Genomic DNA, 15,006 nt, shown 5'->3' with positions numbered 1-15,006 from the left:
GCATCATGACGGGCGAATATTGCTACCAAAAGTTCACTGCCATGTAGGCAGCTTAGAAAATTCAAGCATCATTGATTGTTCCCAACCAAAGGTTCACTGCCATGTAGGCAGCTTAGAAAGCCTTATGTTGAGATTAAAGCTAGTCCACTTAGTTCACTGCCATGTAGGCAGCTTAGAAACATCATCCGTTTTACTTACATGGCGAGTTGCAGTTCACTGCCATGTAGGCAGCTTAGAAAAACCAAACATACGTCTTAAAATATAGTGCTTTGTTCACTGCCATGTAGGCAGCTTAGAAAAGTAGAGCAAGAGCGCAACCTGTACCATTAAGGTTCACTGCCATGTAGGCAGCTTAGAAAGCAATAAATTGGGTGGTACTGCTGTTGTTGCTGTTCACTGCCATGTAGGCAGCTTAGAAACACACAGCAAATACCAACATCAACAAATCAAGGTTCACTGCCATGTAGGCAGCTTAGAAAAAACAACTCCCCTGCCAATGCATTTACTTCCTGTTCACTGCCATGTAGGCAGCTTAGAAAAACACCAAAAGAGTGCTTAAGTAGATATGATGGTTCACTGCCATGTAGGCAGCTTAGAAATACATTGGACACATCAAACAACATATTATTTAGTTCACTGCCATGTAGGCAGCTTAGAAATGTTACCTTGTAATCACCATTGTAATCATTAAGTTCACTGCCATGTAGGCAGCTTAGAAATTTGTAATTAAATCTTTGTTTGCATCAAGAAAGTTCACTGCCATGTAGGCAGCTTAGAAAAGGAGTCATAACGCCTGATTGCAACATGTGTTGTTCACTGCCATGTCGGCAGCTTAAAATATTGATATAAAAAAAGCCCACTTCATAATGAGTGGGCTTTTTAGTATTTGGCTCTCCAACCTGGGCTCGAACCAGGGACCTGCGGATTAACAGTCCGTCGCTCTACCGACTGAGCTATTGGAGAATCTGAATGCGATTATAAGGAGATTTAAAAAGGGGTCAAGCCTTAATTGTCATGTTGGCTTCATTTTTTAGTTATATGCTTTTAATTTGATCAAAAAACTGAAAACTTTCAGAAAAAATAATTGAAAAGCTTGCAACAGCTAAATTTGCTTGTTAGATTAAATTCATAAAGTGAGTTTAAGCAATGCTTAAACCGTGTGGATTTAACCAACTTGCCAGCACTAAAATGGCTAAATAGGAGACAGCGAATGAATACGCTTACGATTTCTCAAATTTTTGAAAACCTCTCTTTTTATCAAGACAATTATCTGTCTATTCTACAAAATCCTGAACAATATTATGTAGAAGTAGAGCATGCTTCTATAGATGTTTGGCCATTTTCTGAAAAAAAATTATGCTTAGGTGACTTGCTACAATTGTGGTTCAGTGAAAAATGGCTGATTAATACAAATTGCCGTCTATTATCGAATACAAACGAACAAGTGAGTGGAAAAGCACTACAACGAGAACAAGATTTATATTTATTTCAACTCAGTGGCAGTACCTTGTCAGGTTCAAATCATGCACAAGTTTGGTCAGTTTCAGAACAAAAAATCATTTATGTTGCACTAGATAGCGTATTTAAATATTACTGTTACTTTGAATCCATCGAACGACCAGTAAAACAAATACTTGAACAATTAAACACTTATCGACGAGTGGGTTAGTAGATCCACAATGAAAGCTTTTAAGTGATTAAAGTTGCTTAAAAGCTTCAATTGCTCGGATTCGACTTTGTTTTAAATCCACAATCGGTTTTGGATAATCCAGCTCAATATTTAAATGTTTCGCATAAGGTTCATGAATAGATTTTGTATCTAAATGTGCCAACTCAGGAACCCATTGCCGAATATAATCACCTTGTGCATCAAATCTCTGTGATTGGCTAATAGGATTGAAAATACGGAAATAGGGAACAGAGTCTGTACCTGTTGACGCACACCATTGCCAACCACCATTATTGGCTGCCAAATCGCCATCAATCAAATGTTGCATAAACCATTGTTCGCCTAAACGCCAATCAATCAGTAAATTCTTAGTGAGAAACATCGCAACAATCATCCGCACACGATTATGCATCCATCCCGTGTGTAAAAGCTGGCGCATGCCTGCATCGACAATTGGAATGCCCGTAAGTCCCATTTGCCAAGCTTTAAGATCTTCAGGTGCATCACGCCATTGAAGTTTTTGAGTCATTTCTTTAAACGGTAAATGCTTTGAAACACGTGGAAAATCAAACAAAATATGTTGATAAAACTCTCGCCATAGCAGTTCATCTAACCACGTTTGTTGCCCAATATTGTCAATATGGAAATAACCTTGCTGATCACGGAATAGGGCATTCAAGCACTGTCGAATTGAAAGTATCCCAATATTTAAATATGCAGAAAGCTGACTCGTCCCTTGAATATTTGGAAAGTCACGTTCAGCTTGATAATGTTGCACTTGATCTGCAATAAACTGATCTAATAATTCATGCGCATATTTTTCCCCAACAGGATAATGTGCATTTTCATGGTTAATATCATCATGAAAACCAAGATCGCTGAATGTCGGAATATTCGAATGATTTGATATTTCTAAATGGTCTAACTTTTCTAAGGCTATAGGCTGTTGAATTTCAGGTTCGGGATAGCAGTGTGGAATTGAAATACTGAGTTGTTCATAACAATATTTCTTAAATGCACCAAACACTTGATAAGGTTGATTGGATTTATTACGAATCGAACCGATAGGGAAAATGCTTCGATCATGATGCAGAATCAGGTCTTTGTGATGTTGATTGAGAGCTTTTTGGATTTGAAAATCACAATTCAATTCATTGACACCACACTCAATATTAGCATGTACATTTTCAATATTTAAATCATGACAAAGTTTGAGAATCTCTTGGGTAAGGTCTTTCCATAAAGGAATAATTTTGATGATCAGCGGAATATTGAGTGATTCAAGACTGTGTTTAAGCTGTTCAATTTGACGTAAATAAAAGTCGATTTTAATCGGAGCATCATGATGGATTCTCCATTGTTCAGGCGAAAGAATAATGAGGGCAGTGGTGTGTCCAGACTGGGTTGCATGCCAAAGTGCGGCATGATCTTGGATACGTAAGTCTTGGCGAAACCAAATGAGTTGTCGTTGCATCATTACTCTTTATACTCGTCCGTACTTTAATCTTATATTTTCATCCATAAAAAAGGCAAAGTAAAAACTTTGCCTTTTGATCAGATCGGTCAGATCTTAGTGGTGATGACCACCTGCACCGTGTACATGACCGTGTTCTAATTCTTCTGGAGAAGCATCGCGTACTTCAACGATTTCAACTTCAAAAGTAAGGTCTTGACCAGCCAACGGGAAGTTAGCATCAACGATTACGTTTTCGCCTTCAATTGCTTTAACTGTTACGATTTGAACGCCGTCATCAGTTTGAGCTTGGAACTGCATGCCCGCTTCGATGTTTTCAACACCTTGGAACATTTGCGCTGGAACTTCTTGAACAAGGTCAGGGTTATATTCGCCATAACCTTCAGCAGCTGGAATCGTTACTGTAAATTTGTCACCTACAGTTTTACCTTCTAAAGCTTTTTCTAAACCAGGGATGATGTTACCTGCGCCGTGTAAATAAGCAAGTGGTTCACCTTGTGATTTGTCTAGAGTTTCGCCCTCTGCGTTAGTCAACGTATAGTGGAAAGAAACCACGTTGTTATTTGCAATAGCAGTCATGTTATTGATCCATTCGGTAATCGAAAAATTTTAAGCTTACATCATAAAGTGAAATGCAATTTTTGTAGACTAAAATTACTAAAAAATTGCATTTTCAGCTGTATTTTGAGCGTTTTATCATTAATAAGGGCGAAATGTTAAATTTCAATGCAATTTAATTTTCGGCGCAATTTTTCGTGTAACAAAATCTTTAGCCGTCAATAAACCTGCATGGGCATAGCCATAAATGGTCGCTTGGTGAATACGATACAATGAAACGTACATCGACTTTGCCACAAAGCCTTGAACATTGACTTGTCCAAGTAATTCACCCACAGCTTTATTTTCACTGAGCGAAACTAATGAGCCTTTGTCAGAAAACTGGAACATTGGTTGCGGGCGACCTTTTAAGCGAGCACTCATCGCATCAACAAGAAATGCTGCTTGTTGGCTTGCGACTTGCGCACGTGGACCAAGCGGGGCTTCACGAGCATCTAAAATACAATGTGCACAGTCACCAAAGGCAAAAATATTTGGATCAGCTTGAGTTTGTAAAGTTGCAAAGACTTTGATTCGTCCCATACGGTCTTTTTCAAAACCTTCTAAATCCGCAATGACTTTTGGTGTTTTAATTCCAGCCGCCCAAACTTTGAGCTGTGCATCGACAGAAGTTCCATCATTGAAATAAACTTTATCTGCATCGACTTTTTCAACACGCTTTGATGTAAGGACATCAATTTTCATACGTTTCAACTGATGCGTTGCATGTTCAGCAATTTTATCAGAGAGAGCAGGTAAAATTCGCTCTGCGCCTTCAATGAGTGTGATTTTGACATTGTTTGGATTAATTTTATTTAATCCATATTTATAAAAATTTTGCTTGGCTTGAACCAATTCCGCAGAAAGTTCAACGCCAGTTGCACCTGCGCCAATAATGGCAATTTGCAATTCACGATCAATATTTTTATTTTGCGCATCTAAATACAAATGCAGTAAATCTTGTTGGAAAATTTCAGCTTGTTGGCGGCTATCTAAGTAGTGACAAAACTCTTTTACACCTGAGGTATTGAAGTCATTGGAAATCGAACCGACAGCAAGAATTAAAGTGTCATAACTGAGTTCAATTGAGTCTTGATTTGAGTCGTATTTCCCCGACTGTGTTTTACTGAGAACGATGGTTTTGTTTTCACGATTGAGTTGTTCAAAGCGACCTAAAACAAATTCGTAATGATGTTTTGCCGCATGTGCATAATAATTGGTTTCTTCATCACTCGGGTTCATTGTGCCTGCTGCAATTTCATGCAATAAGGGCTTCCAAATATGAGTAAGCTTTTGATCGACCAAAGTAATTTTTGCTTTTTTACTTTTCCCGAGCGTATCACCGAGTTGTGTGACCAACTCCAATCCACCTGCGCCACCACCAACGATCACGATATGATGAAGATTTGACATAGAAAAAACCTAATAGTAGTTATAAAAATAGAGGATGGTTTAATATGCCATCCTCATTTGTATTTTCGGTTTTTTTTGTAATACAAGTTACATAATTACAATAAATCTAACTGTTTTAGTTGGTTTTATTTGAGGTTGATTGACTATTTAAAAAATGAACTTAACCATTCCAGTAAACGCTCAAACCATGAAGCTTGTTCAATATGAACTTCATCTTCTATATCAAAGCTTTGAATCAATTGATTGTCTTGATATACATTCACTTTAGCCAGATGCATAATTTTTTCTAAAGGTGCTGTAAGTGCTGTTTCATTCAGTTGAACATTCAAATGAGTTTGTGTGGTTGTCAGTGGTTCAACAGCAGTCAAAGTTCCATTTAGGTCAGTCTTCATCACACGACTATTCATCACATCAAACGTCATCAAATCAATTGGTGTAGGATCGTTATATAGTGAAGTAGTCACTAATTGTGGTTTCTTCGCTTCTACTTTAAACATTTTCAACGTTGATTTAATCACTGGAAGTTCTGCGATCAATTGCTTATCTTTGATTGCGACTTCATCACGGGTATAGGCATAACCTAAGTTTAAAAGTTTATGTGCGATTTCAGCACGTTTGATGGCATTTTTTGCACCCATGACCACCACGATTAAACGACGATCGGGTGATTCCTCTACACCAGAAGGTCTGTGTGCAGTTAAGGCTAAGTTGTATCCAGCAGCTTTAGTAAAACCTGTTTTTAAACCATCGACACTAGGGTCAGACTTTAAAACAAGGTTGGTTGCATGGTGAAAACGTTGGTTATAACTAAAACTTGGCATCACTGAATAATGCATATATTCAGGTGTTTGCATAGTAACAGCTTGTCCAAGCAGTGCCATATCATGCGCAGATGAGAAATGGTCTGGCATGGTGATACCAGGTGAATTGGCAAAGTGAGTGTCTTTCATCCCCAAAGCTTGTGCTTCTTTGTTCATACGTGCGACAAAGGTAGGGACATCACCTGAAATGCGTTCTGCCAATGTCACCGCTGCATCATTGGCAGACATGACAATCAAACCTGCTAGCAATTGATCAATCGAAATCTGTTCACCTTGTTTAAGATACATTTGGGATTCATCCCATTGCACCATTTGCACAACAGGTGTTGCGGTAATAATCTCTTCTTTTTTAAGATGTCCCGCTTTTATTTCTTTTAAAGCGATATAAGCGACCATCATCTTGGTCATTGAAGCGGGAGCACGTTGGACATGACTATTATATTCTGCAATGGTTTGACCCGTTTGCGTATCTAATATGGTCCAAGCTTCAGCTTCAACAGATTGCGGATTAATATTTAGTAGAGCAGCATTGACAAGCGTGGAACAGACTAAGCCCACAACCGCAACGAAAGACGCGAATATTTTCAACAGATTTACCTTTTAAGCCAATCCTATGGCAAGAGTGCACAAACTTTGCGAATGCTATGCCTTTTTTAAGGACTTCGCCAGTAAGAATTGTAGACAATTTAGACTAAAATCGCCCGACTTTGTAAAAAAATGCTAATCTAATTGGTAATATTTCACTGTCTATTTTCGAATATATATTTATGTTGCATTATCAAATTGAATTCGACGATTTTCGTCAGCATCTCATCCATGTTACCTTACGTTTTGTTGCCAATCCAACGCAAGTTTTATCACTCCCAACTTGGATTCCAGGCAGTTATTTAATTCGTGAATTTGCCAAACATATTGAATCTGTCAAAGCCTATGATGAAGCAGGTCGTCAACTTCAAATCAGTAAATTCGAAAAGAATAAATGGCGTTTATTTAATACGGATCATGAACTGATTACAGTTGAGTATGATGTTTATGCGTATGATCTATCTGTACGTGGTGCATACGTTGACCAAACCCGTTTATATGTCAATCCAGCATGTATCTGTTTGGGTTTACAAGATCAAGAAAATTCAGCAGTTGAATTAGAAGTGTTCCTTCCAGACGAACTTAAACATTTCCAACTTGCGACAGGTTTAGTTTCAAAAAGTTTGGTGAAAGGGCGTTATACCTTAAAAGCGGATAATTATGCGCAGTTGATTGACGCACCATTTGAGCTTGCAGATCAAACTCGTTTTAGCTTTGAAGCGAACGGCATTCCACATGAATTTGTGGTGTCAGGTCAGCATAAAATGAATGCTGAACGGATGAAGCAAGACATTGAAAAAATCTGTAGCACTGAAATTTCAATGTTTGGTTCAGCACCATTTGAAAATTATACCTTTATGACCATGGCAACAGGTAATAGTTATGGTGGTTTGGAACATCCAAACAGTACCAGTTTGATCTCACCACGTGATGATTTACCCAAGGCCGATGAGCCGACTGAACCTTCAGCGGATTATCAGCGTTTCCTTGGTTTATGTAGTCATGAATATTTTCACTCATGGTTGGTTAAATTTATTCGTCCTGAAAACCTAGCCAATTATGATTTAAATAAAGAAAGCTTGACGTCTTTATTATGGATTTTTGAAGGCTTTACATCTTATTACGACGATTTGATATTGTTCCGTAGTGGCGTGATTTCTCAAGACTCCTATTTGAAATTGCTTAAAGGTCAAATTGATCGTTATTTGCAAAATCCAGGACGTTTTATCCAAACTGTATCTGAGTCAAGTTTTGATGCATGGATTAAATTCTATCGCCAAGATGAAAACTCAAATAATGCGGGTACGAGTTACTACAACAAAGGCTGTTTAGTGGCACTGTGTTTAGACTTAGGATTGCGTTTACGAGGTTCAAGTTTGGATGCTTTGATGCGTCGTTTATATGAAAATACGCAAAATGGCATTCAAGTCAATGAACGTACTATTGTTGAATTATGCAATGAATTAACGGGCGACAATTGGATTGAACAAGTAAACCATCTGATTAATACCACAGATGAATTACCACTGGATCAATTGTTCCCTGAATTTGGTTTAAGTTACACATTGAAAAATGAAAAGACCTTACCATTTGGTTTGAAAATTACTGAAAAGCCAGAAGGTGTTTTGGTTCAGCAAGCCAATCGTGAGGGTGTAGGTGCAAAAGCTGGTCTTTCTGCCAATGATGTGATCATCGCAATCGATGGCTTGAAGGCATCTGAAAAATTGTTAGCAAAATATGCAAAACAGCAGGGTACATATACTATTTATGCGTTCCGTCGTGACGAATTTATTCAGTTTGAACTGCAAGGTGGGGAAGTACAACTGACGACTGTAGAGCTGAAAGTTGAAGATCAAGCTAAAGCTGAAAAATGGTTGAAAGCTTAATCTTTAACAGCAAACTTAAATATCATTGAATGTGAAAACCGATACTTTAAAGTGTCGGTTTTTTTATCACTATGTGCATATCTATACTAGATTTACAGCTTGTATATCATCACTTCACAATTTGAACATGATTGACGCAGATGGCTTACAAACTTTACGTAGCACTAATAATTATCAACAGATCTGTAATCAAAACGTCATATGAAAACACATACTATAAAGATGTTTTAAATAATAAGTTTAATTTAAATAAAATTTTAAAATTTCCGAGGATGTTCTATATGAAAAATATTTTTCTAAAAACCGTTATGGTGACCGCTGGTTTAGCAACCGCTCAACTTACTTTTGCAGCAAATTGTAGTAGTACAATTAGTAATAATGCTGTAGGAAGTCTGACTGTACCCGCAGGCGCAACATGTACAGTGAATCTATCATCTGTAGATGGCACGATCACTGTTCAAAAAGGCGCAAGTTTGGTTTTAAATAACTCTTCTGTCTCAGGAAATGTTCAAGCGACGACAGCGAGATCGGTTAAACTGATTAACTCCATGATCGAAGGCGATGTTCAAGCACCTGCTGTGATTAGCTTAGACAAGGCTATGATTTCGGGTAATTTTTATTGTTCTCCAGTGACAAAACTTCAATCTTCAAACAGTATGATTGAAGGGAAAACAGTAGGTAAATGTAGATAAATTTATAAGTATCAAGCTTAAATAGAAAAAGCCAATCATTTCCGATTGGCTTTTCATTTTCAAAGCAAAATTTTAATCAAGCTTCAATGGTTTGTACTGCAATTTTCTTTGCAGGATCTGCTTTACGACGTACTTGCGGAACTGGCTCACCATAATATTGACGATCAGCAAAGTAGCTTGAACGAACCATAGGCGCTGCCCAAATATTACGGAAACCAAGCTTTTGCCCATGTGCAGTATAACGTTCAAACTCTTCAGGCGTTACAAAACGGTCAATTGGCGCATGTTCTTTCGATGGTTGTAAGTATTGACCAATCGTCACATAGTCCACACCATGTGCGTGAAGATCATCCAACAACGCAATCACTTCTTCTTCAGTTTCACCAATACCCACCATCAAACCACATTTCGTTGGCACATCAGGGCAATATTCTTTAAACATTTTCAATAAATTTAAAGAGTGCTGATAATCTGAACCCGGACGCATTGCTTTATATAAACGCGGCACAGTTTCGATGTTGTGGTTAAACACATCTGGTGGACATTCAGTCATGATACGTAGGGCAATATCCATACGACCACGGAAGTCTGGGACTAAAATTTCTAATAATGTTTTAGGGCTTTGCGAACGTGCTTCTTTAATACAATCGACAAAATGTTGCGCACCACCATCTAATAGATCATCACGGTCTACAGATGTAATTACGGCATATTTCAAACCAAGATTAGCAATGGTTTCAGCCATGTGACGTGGTTCATCAGGATCAAGTGCATTTGGACGACCATGTGCTACATCACAGAATGGACAACGGCGCGTACAAATATCACCCATGATCATAAAGGTTGCAGTACCACCACCGAAACATTCAGGTAGATTCGGACAAGCAGCCTCTTCACAGACAGTATGTAATTTTTGCGCACGCAAAGTGGTTTTAATACGTTGAACTTCATCAGGCGCAGCCATTTTTACACGAATCCAATCAGGCTTTCGAGGTGCTTCAACCGTTGGGATAACTTTTACAGGAATACGCGCGACTTTCTCTGCACCACGTAACTTGACACCCTGTTCTGGTTTACGGTTCTCTGACATATTCAACTTTTCCACTGTTTTCTACGGGGGATATGCTTAACATTATAGCTGAAATGGCAAAAGATGGGGTAAAAACACTATTCATATACTAAATGTGGTTATCACAGAATATATGCATGTGAAATACAGAAAATTATTCAAGTTTAGTTCATAATATCGCATAAGACTTAGACTGAATTGAATATAAGGAGCTTTGAATGCCACGTAAGAAAGAAGTCGTTAGTGGGAATTATGTGAAATACGATGCAGTCGTACTTGGCTCAGGACCTGCTGGTGAAGGCGCGGCAATGAAGCTTGCTAAATCGGGTAAGCGTGTTGCGATCGTTGATGTACGTGAACAACTTGGCGGTAACTGTACTCACGTAGGAACAATTCCAAGTAAAGCACTGCGTCAAACTGTTTCGAGCATCATTCGTTACCAACGTGATCCGATGTTTAAAAAAGTGGGGGATTGGAAACAATTCACCATGAAACAAGTATTGCGTAATGCACATAAAGTCATCCAACAACAAGTGGATACGCACTCACGTTTTTATGATCGTAACAATATTGATGTATTCCACGGTCGAGCATATATCCAAGATCAAAATAGCGTGATTATTTTTGGTGAAGATGGCATCAAAGAAACTTTGGGTTATGAACAATTGGTGGTTGCAACAGGTAGCCGTCCATATCATCCTCAAGGCTTAGATTTTAATCACCCACGTGTGTTTGATTCAGATAAAATTTTAGATTTAGATTTTACGATTCATAAAATCATCATTTATGGTGCAGGTGTAATTGGCTGTGAATATGCGTCTATTTTCATCGGTTTAGATCATAAAGTTGATTTGATCAATACTCAACATCAGCTTCTTAGCTATTTAGACGACGAAATTGCCGATGCATTGTCTTATCACTTACGTGAACAAGGTGTGTTGATTCGTCACAATGAGCAAATTGATCATTTAGAAACGGCTGATGATCATGTAGTGCTTTATTTACAAAGTGGTAAGAAAATCAAAGCCGATGCGATCTTGTGGTGTAATGGTCGTTCAGGGAATACCGATGGCTTAGGTCTTGAAAATGTAGGTATCACACCAAACAGTCGTGGTCAGCTTGCGGTCAATGATCAGTATCAAACTGAAGTTGCAAATATTTATGCTGCGGGTGATGTCATCGGTTGGCCATCGCTTGCTTCAGCTGCTTATGACCAAGGTCGTTGTGCAGGTTCGAATATGAGCGGTGAGCTTGATGTTAAACCTGTGAAAGATATTCCAACAGGAATTTATACCATCCCAGAAATTTCGTTCTTTGGTAAAACTGAAAGTCAGTTGACTGAAGAAAAAATTCCGTATGAAGTGGGTCAAGCATCGTTCCGTCATTTGGCACGTGCGCAGATCACAGGTGATACTGTGGGCGAGCTTAAAATCTTGTTCCATCGTGATACGTTAGAGTTGCTTGGTGTACATTGTTTCGGTAATAACGCTGCGGAAATTATCCACATTGGTCAAGCCGTGATGCAAAGTGGTAACAATACCATTAAGTATTTTGTGGAAACCACGTTCAACTACCCAACGATGGCAGAAGCTTATCGTGTAGCGACCTTGAATGGTATGAATCGTTTGTTCTAATCTTATCTAAATACATAAAAAAACCAGCTCTTTTGAACTGGTTTTTTTATGACTAGCGATCAAAATGTTATGTTTTCAGGGGAATTATTTCTTAATTCCACTTGTTTGCTCCGTCTATTGCAAAATAAATTAATCACAATATGCCCTTTAACCCCATCATACTTTTCCTGCTAGTAGAACAGTAACTAAAGCCTGCTGATCCTTTTGTAGGTTGAAACAATTTAGAGGGATAGTAACAAGTTATGATCAGCTCTAAAGTGTAGTTATGAGGGGGCTGTTGCATTAGCTTGTATATTTATTTGGTTCCTTTTACCGAGTAAATTCTATACTTAAAATGTAAACATATCCTAGCAAATGCGACAATTAACGAAGTATAAAAAGATATTGGAAGGTAGAGTTAGTATGAAAAATTATTATTTAAAATAAGTAGTTGCTTCACCTTAAATAAATGCAATTGATGGTTGAAAGAAGCTTAACCAAAATATTTGCTGATACAGAATTTTTTACCCGATATAGGCTTAATCAAAATAACAGCAATTTCAGCCTATTCATTCTATGAAGGGGTATAGAAAGAGGCTGTTAATTGAATAGTAGCTACTTTTTCTAAGGGCTTTGACCTTAGCTAATATTTTTGTAAGTAGAGAAGCGAATTGAATCAAAGCCTTTGTAAAATTTTCTCTCTCAGTTGATGGTTGGATGGAAGTAATTCGAGCAAACGATGCATGGCATCAATTCGGTCTGGAACACGTCCAACCAATTTGATAAGTTGATCAATGTCTTCCATTTGATAAATCAGATGGCTTAAACGAGCATCGAAACAATCACGCCACGAAGATAAAACAGGGCTTTCCGATTTTGTCAAAAAACTCCCTTTATAGAGTGAAAAAATGCTGGCTAAGAAGCCTGCATCTAGTGATTTTTCAGCACGTAAAAAATCAGTTTGTACTTCACATGCTAATTTATAGGGGCGTGAAAGAATGCAGTCAGGCAATAATGTTCTGAGTTGGGAAAGTTCAGCTTTTAGCGTTTTTTCACTAATATTGCGGTCACCATAAAGCGCATAGTGCAATTCATTTAAACTAATCCCTTCTGCATATAATGCCAACATACAGAGGATCTCAATTTGCCGATGTGTAAGAGGGATCGTTTGTTGATTAAACTGTACTTGAGGAGTTCCCAAAGCTTTTATGTATAAAACATTTTTTTGTTCGAATTGAATCGCGCGCTTTACTAATTCAGCGCAATGCTCTACAGCTAAAAGTCCAAGTGACGTATGTTTTTTATATTTAGTCGAAAGGTTAATAACCCCATGAAATTGCCCAGATATTGGGTCTAAAATTGGCGTTGCATAACATACCCAATCACGTACGCTATGCATTTGATTCTCATGAGAATAAACACAACTTGCTATATGATTGTTGAGTGCCAATCCAATTGCATTGGTTCCTACAGCTTGAGTTGACCAATGACCGCCCTCGACAAAATGAGCTTGCTCTGCTGAAGAGAGCATAGGACGACTACTCCATGTCCAAAGTAGTGTTCCTTGATGATCTGTCACCCCAATCGCCATACCTGAATCTTCAGCAATTTTGAGCAAATCTTGATGTTTATGTTGAATAGATCGACGAAATAGAGAAGGTTGTTCTTCTTCAGTGAGTGTAAATAATGGTGCTGATGTAATTGAGTCCATATTCACAAAATGAGTTGTTTGCAGGTGTTGTGGAGAACGCTGCAACTTATTCCATAGATTCATATCATATTCCTTCATGATTGAGCTATATTCATCAACATACTGTATTTATTATATTTATCGGATTTTATATTTGTTGAATACGGATAACCTCTATCCAACGAATTACTCATCCATCACGGTTTAAAAATCGTAGAGTTACACATTATAAAAATATTTTCAGTTTAAATTTTATGAAAAAAGTCGTGTAAAACATATACAACTTTGGTTGGAATAAATCGCTTTATCTGTAACAAAGATTAGATTTTTTCACGTGAAAAGGGTTTAGGTACAGCTTCACCTTTAAATTGGCGATCAGCAAAATAACTTGAACGAACCATAGGCGCACTCCAGATATTTTTAAACCCTAGTAATTGCCCATGAGTTTGATAATGCTCAAATTCCTGAAGTGAAACAAAACGATGAATGGGTGCATGAGATTTTGAAGGCTGTAAATATTGTCCAATGGTGACATAATCCACGGCATGATCACTGAGATCATTTAGCAATACAATCACTTCAGCTTCCACTTCTCCAAGCCCAACCATTAAACCGCATTTGGTCGCAATATCTGGTCGGAGTTGTTTAAATTTTTTCAATAAATCAAGAGAATGTTGATAGTCTGAACCTGGACGCATGGCACGATATAAACGTGGCACAGTTTCAATATTGTGATTAAACACATCGGGTGGCGTTTCACTCAAAATTTTTAAGGCAATATCTAATCTTCCTCGAAAGTCAGGTACAAGAATTTCAATCAATGTATCTGGACTCGTTTTACGAATTTCGTGAATACAATCAGCAAAATGTTGTGCACCACCATCTACTAAATCATCACGATCTACAGAAGTGATTACCACATATTTCAGATTTAAATTTTTCACCGATTCAGCTAAATGTTTGGGCTCATTAATATCTAAGGCATTCGGACGACCATGAGCCACATCACAGAAAGGGCATCTGCGGGTACAAATATCGCCCATAATCATAAATGTTGCTGTGCCACCACCAAAGCATTCGGGCAGGTTTGGACAAGCAGCTTCTTCACAAACAGTATGTAGTTTTTGCTGACGTAATAGGCTTTTAATCTGCGCGATTTCTTCTGGATGGCTAATTTTGGCGCGAATCCATTCAGGCTTTTTGGGAATTTGTTTAGTCGGAATAATTTTTACAGGAATACGTGACATTTTATCTGCGCCACGTAATTTTTGACCTGTTGTAATTGAGCGTTTTAAATCCATTTTAAATCGTCCATAAGATAGTAAATTAAATATAAAATGGCATTTATATTTTAAATGTCAAATATATTTAATTTGTTTTAAAAAATAATAAATTAATACAAAATATTAATATTATAAAATAAAGGTTGGGTAAAGGTTTGGTTTTTTAAGTTTTTGAAAATTATAAAAAAATTACAATTATTTTTTAGTTTTAAAC

At 37.6% G+C, this 15,006-nt stretch carries 11 protein-coding genes, 1 tRNA gene, 1 pseudogene and 1 CRISPR repeat array; of the genes and pseudogenes, 5 read left to right on the top strand and 8 right to left on the bottom strand.

Features of this window, described 5'->3' with window-relative positions:
- Positions 1-31 precede the first annotated feature (31 nt).
- A CRISPR array of direct repeats spans positions 32-839; the repeat unit is 28 nt; unit sequence GTTCACTGCCATGTAGGCAGCTTAGAAA.
- Between the two features lie 48 nt (positions 840-887).
- A tRNA-Asn gene (locus tag EXE09_RS17885) sits at positions 888-963 on the bottom strand.
- Between the two features lie 247 nt (positions 964-1,210).
- On the opposite strand from EXE09_RS17885, the gene EXE09_RS17880 reads away from it, so the two are divergent.
- A complete protein-coding gene (locus EXE09_RS17880) occupies positions 1,211-1,669 on the top strand; it encodes a hypothetical protein (RefSeq protein ID WP_130118171.1) in 459 nt (152 codons plus the stop codon).
- Positions 1,670-1,697: 28 nt separating this feature from the next.
- Here the strand turns inward: EXE09_RS17880 and EXE09_RS17875 are convergent, their stop codons facing one another.
- From EXE09_RS17875 to EXE09_RS17860, 4 genes are all read right to left on the bottom strand, one after another.
- Positions 1,698-3,143 (bottom strand): cryptochrome/photolyase family protein, encoded by a 1,446-nt coding sequence (locus tag EXE09_RS17875; RefSeq protein ID WP_130118170.1) that lies wholly within the window; start codon positions 3,141-3,143, stop codon positions 1,698-1,700.
- Between the two features lie 96 nt (positions 3,144-3,239).
- The gene (locus EXE09_RS17870; RefSeq protein ID WP_087552516.1) at positions 3,240-3,722 is read right to left on the bottom strand and encodes an FKBP-type peptidyl-prolyl cis-trans isomerase; all 483 of its coding nucleotides are present in this window, start codon (positions 3,720-3,722) and stop codon (positions 3,240-3,242) included.
- Positions 3,723-3,866: 144 nt separating this feature from the next.
- Positions 3,867-5,153, bottom strand: a complete 1,287-nt coding sequence (locus EXE09_RS17865; RefSeq protein WP_068975427.1) for an NAD(P)/FAD-dependent oxidoreductase — start codon at positions 5,151-5,153, stop codon at positions 3,867-3,869.
- Between the two features lie 143 nt (positions 5,154-5,296).
- Positions 5,297-6,562 (bottom strand): D-alanyl-D-alanine carboxypeptidase PBP6B, encoded by a 1,266-nt coding sequence (locus EXE09_RS17860; protein WP_130118169.1) that lies wholly within the window; start codon positions 6,560-6,562, stop codon positions 5,297-5,299.
- A 179-nt stretch (positions 6,563-6,741) separates the two neighbouring features.
- On the opposite strand from EXE09_RS17860, the gene EXE09_RS17855 reads away from it, so the two are divergent.
- The gene (locus tag EXE09_RS17855) at positions 6,742-8,445 is read left to right on the top strand and encodes a M61 family metallopeptidase (RefSeq protein WP_130118168.1); all 1,704 of its coding nucleotides are present in this window, start codon (positions 6,742-6,744) and stop codon (positions 8,443-8,445) included.
- 281 nt (positions 8,446-8,726) lie between these two features.
- On the top strand, positions 8,727-9,137 hold the full coding sequence (locus EXE09_RS17850; RefSeq protein ID WP_068975424.1) for a hypothetical protein: 411 nt from the start codon (positions 8,727-8,729) through the stop codon (positions 9,135-9,137).
- Positions 9,138-9,213: 76 nt separating this feature from the next.
- Here EXE09_RS17850 and lipA (EXE09_RS17845) read toward each other — a convergent pair whose 3' ends face one another.
- Complete coding sequence (gene lipA / locus EXE09_RS17845; protein WP_130113465.1) at positions 9,214-10,227, bottom strand: lipoyl synthase; 1,014 nt, start codon at positions 10,225-10,227, stop codon at positions 9,214-9,216.
- A 197-nt stretch (positions 10,228-10,424) separates the two neighbouring features.
- Here lipA (EXE09_RS17845) and sthA point away from each other — a divergent pair, with 197 nt between their 5' ends.
- Together sthA and EXE09_RS17835 are read left to right on the top strand one after the other, a co-directional pair.
- Entirely contained in the window at positions 10,425-11,840 is a 1,416-nt protein-coding gene (gene sthA, locus EXE09_RS17840; RefSeq protein WP_068975422.1) for a Si-specific NAD(P)(+) transhydrogenase, read from the top strand.
- A gap of 199 nt (positions 11,841-12,039) precedes the next feature.
- A pseudogene (locus EXE09_RS17835) lies at positions 12,040-12,173 on the top strand (IS5/IS1182 family transposase); the annotation flags it as partial.
- Between the two features lie 322 nt (positions 12,174-12,495).
- Here the strand turns inward: EXE09_RS17835 and EXE09_RS17830 are convergent.
- A complete protein-coding gene (locus tag EXE09_RS17830) occupies positions 12,496-13,530 on the bottom strand; it encodes a helix-turn-helix domain-containing protein (protein WP_228257233.1) in 1,035 nt (344 codons plus the stop codon).
- A gap of 299 nt (positions 13,531-13,829) precedes the next feature.
- The gene (lipA, locus tag EXE09_RS17825) at positions 13,830-14,810 is read right to left on the bottom strand and encodes a lipoyl synthase (protein ID WP_130118166.1); all 981 of its coding nucleotides are present in this window, start codon (positions 14,808-14,810) and stop codon (positions 13,830-13,832) included.
- Positions 14,811-15,006 lie beyond the last annotated feature (196 nt).

The sequence above is a fragment of the Acinetobacter sp. WCHAc060025 genome, assembly GCF_004209355.1.
Taxonomy (GTDB): Bacteria; Pseudomonadota; Gammaproteobacteria; order Pseudomonadales; family Moraxellaceae; genus Acinetobacter; species Acinetobacter wuhouensis.
The sequence above is the reverse complement of the archived record's forward strand: the minus strand, read 5'-3'. Positions and strand labels throughout refer to the sequence as shown.

Coding starts and splice junctions, on each gene's coding strand:
- EXE09_RS17880 (WP_130118171.1), top strand. CDS start 1,211: ATGAATACGCTTACGATTTCTCAAATTTTTGAAAACCTCTCTTTTTAT.
- EXE09_RS17875 (WP_130118170.1), bottom strand. CDS start 3,143: ATGCAACGACAACTCATTTGGTTTCGCCAAGACTTACGTATCCAAGAT.
- EXE09_RS17870 (WP_087552516.1), bottom strand. CDS start 3,722: ATGACTGCTATTGCAAATAACAACGTGGTTTCTTTCCACTATACGTTG.
- EXE09_RS17865 (WP_068975427.1), bottom strand. CDS start 5,153: ATGTCAAATCTTCATCATATCGTGATCGTTGGTGGTGGCGCAGGTGGA.
- EXE09_RS17855 (WP_130118168.1), top strand. CDS start 6,742: ATGTTGCATTATCAAATTGAATTCGACGATTTTCGTCAGCATCTCATC.
- EXE09_RS17850 (WP_068975424.1), top strand. CDS start 8,727: ATGAAAAATATTTTTCTAAAAACCGTTATGGTGACCGCTGGTTTAGCA.
- lipA (WP_130113465.1), bottom strand. CDS start 10,227: ATGTCAGAGAACCGTAAACCAGAACAGGGTGTCAAGTTACGTGGTGCA.
- sthA (WP_068975422.1), top strand. CDS start 10,425: ATGCCACGTAAGAAAGAAGTCGTTAGTGGGAATTATGTGAAATACGAT.
- EXE09_RS17830 (WP_228257233.1), bottom strand. CDS start 13,530: ATGGACTCAATTACATCAGCACCATTATTTACACTCACTGAAGAAGAA.
- lipA (WP_130118166.1), bottom strand. CDS start 14,810: ATGGATTTAAAACGCTCAATTACAACAGGTCAAAAATTACGTGGCGCA.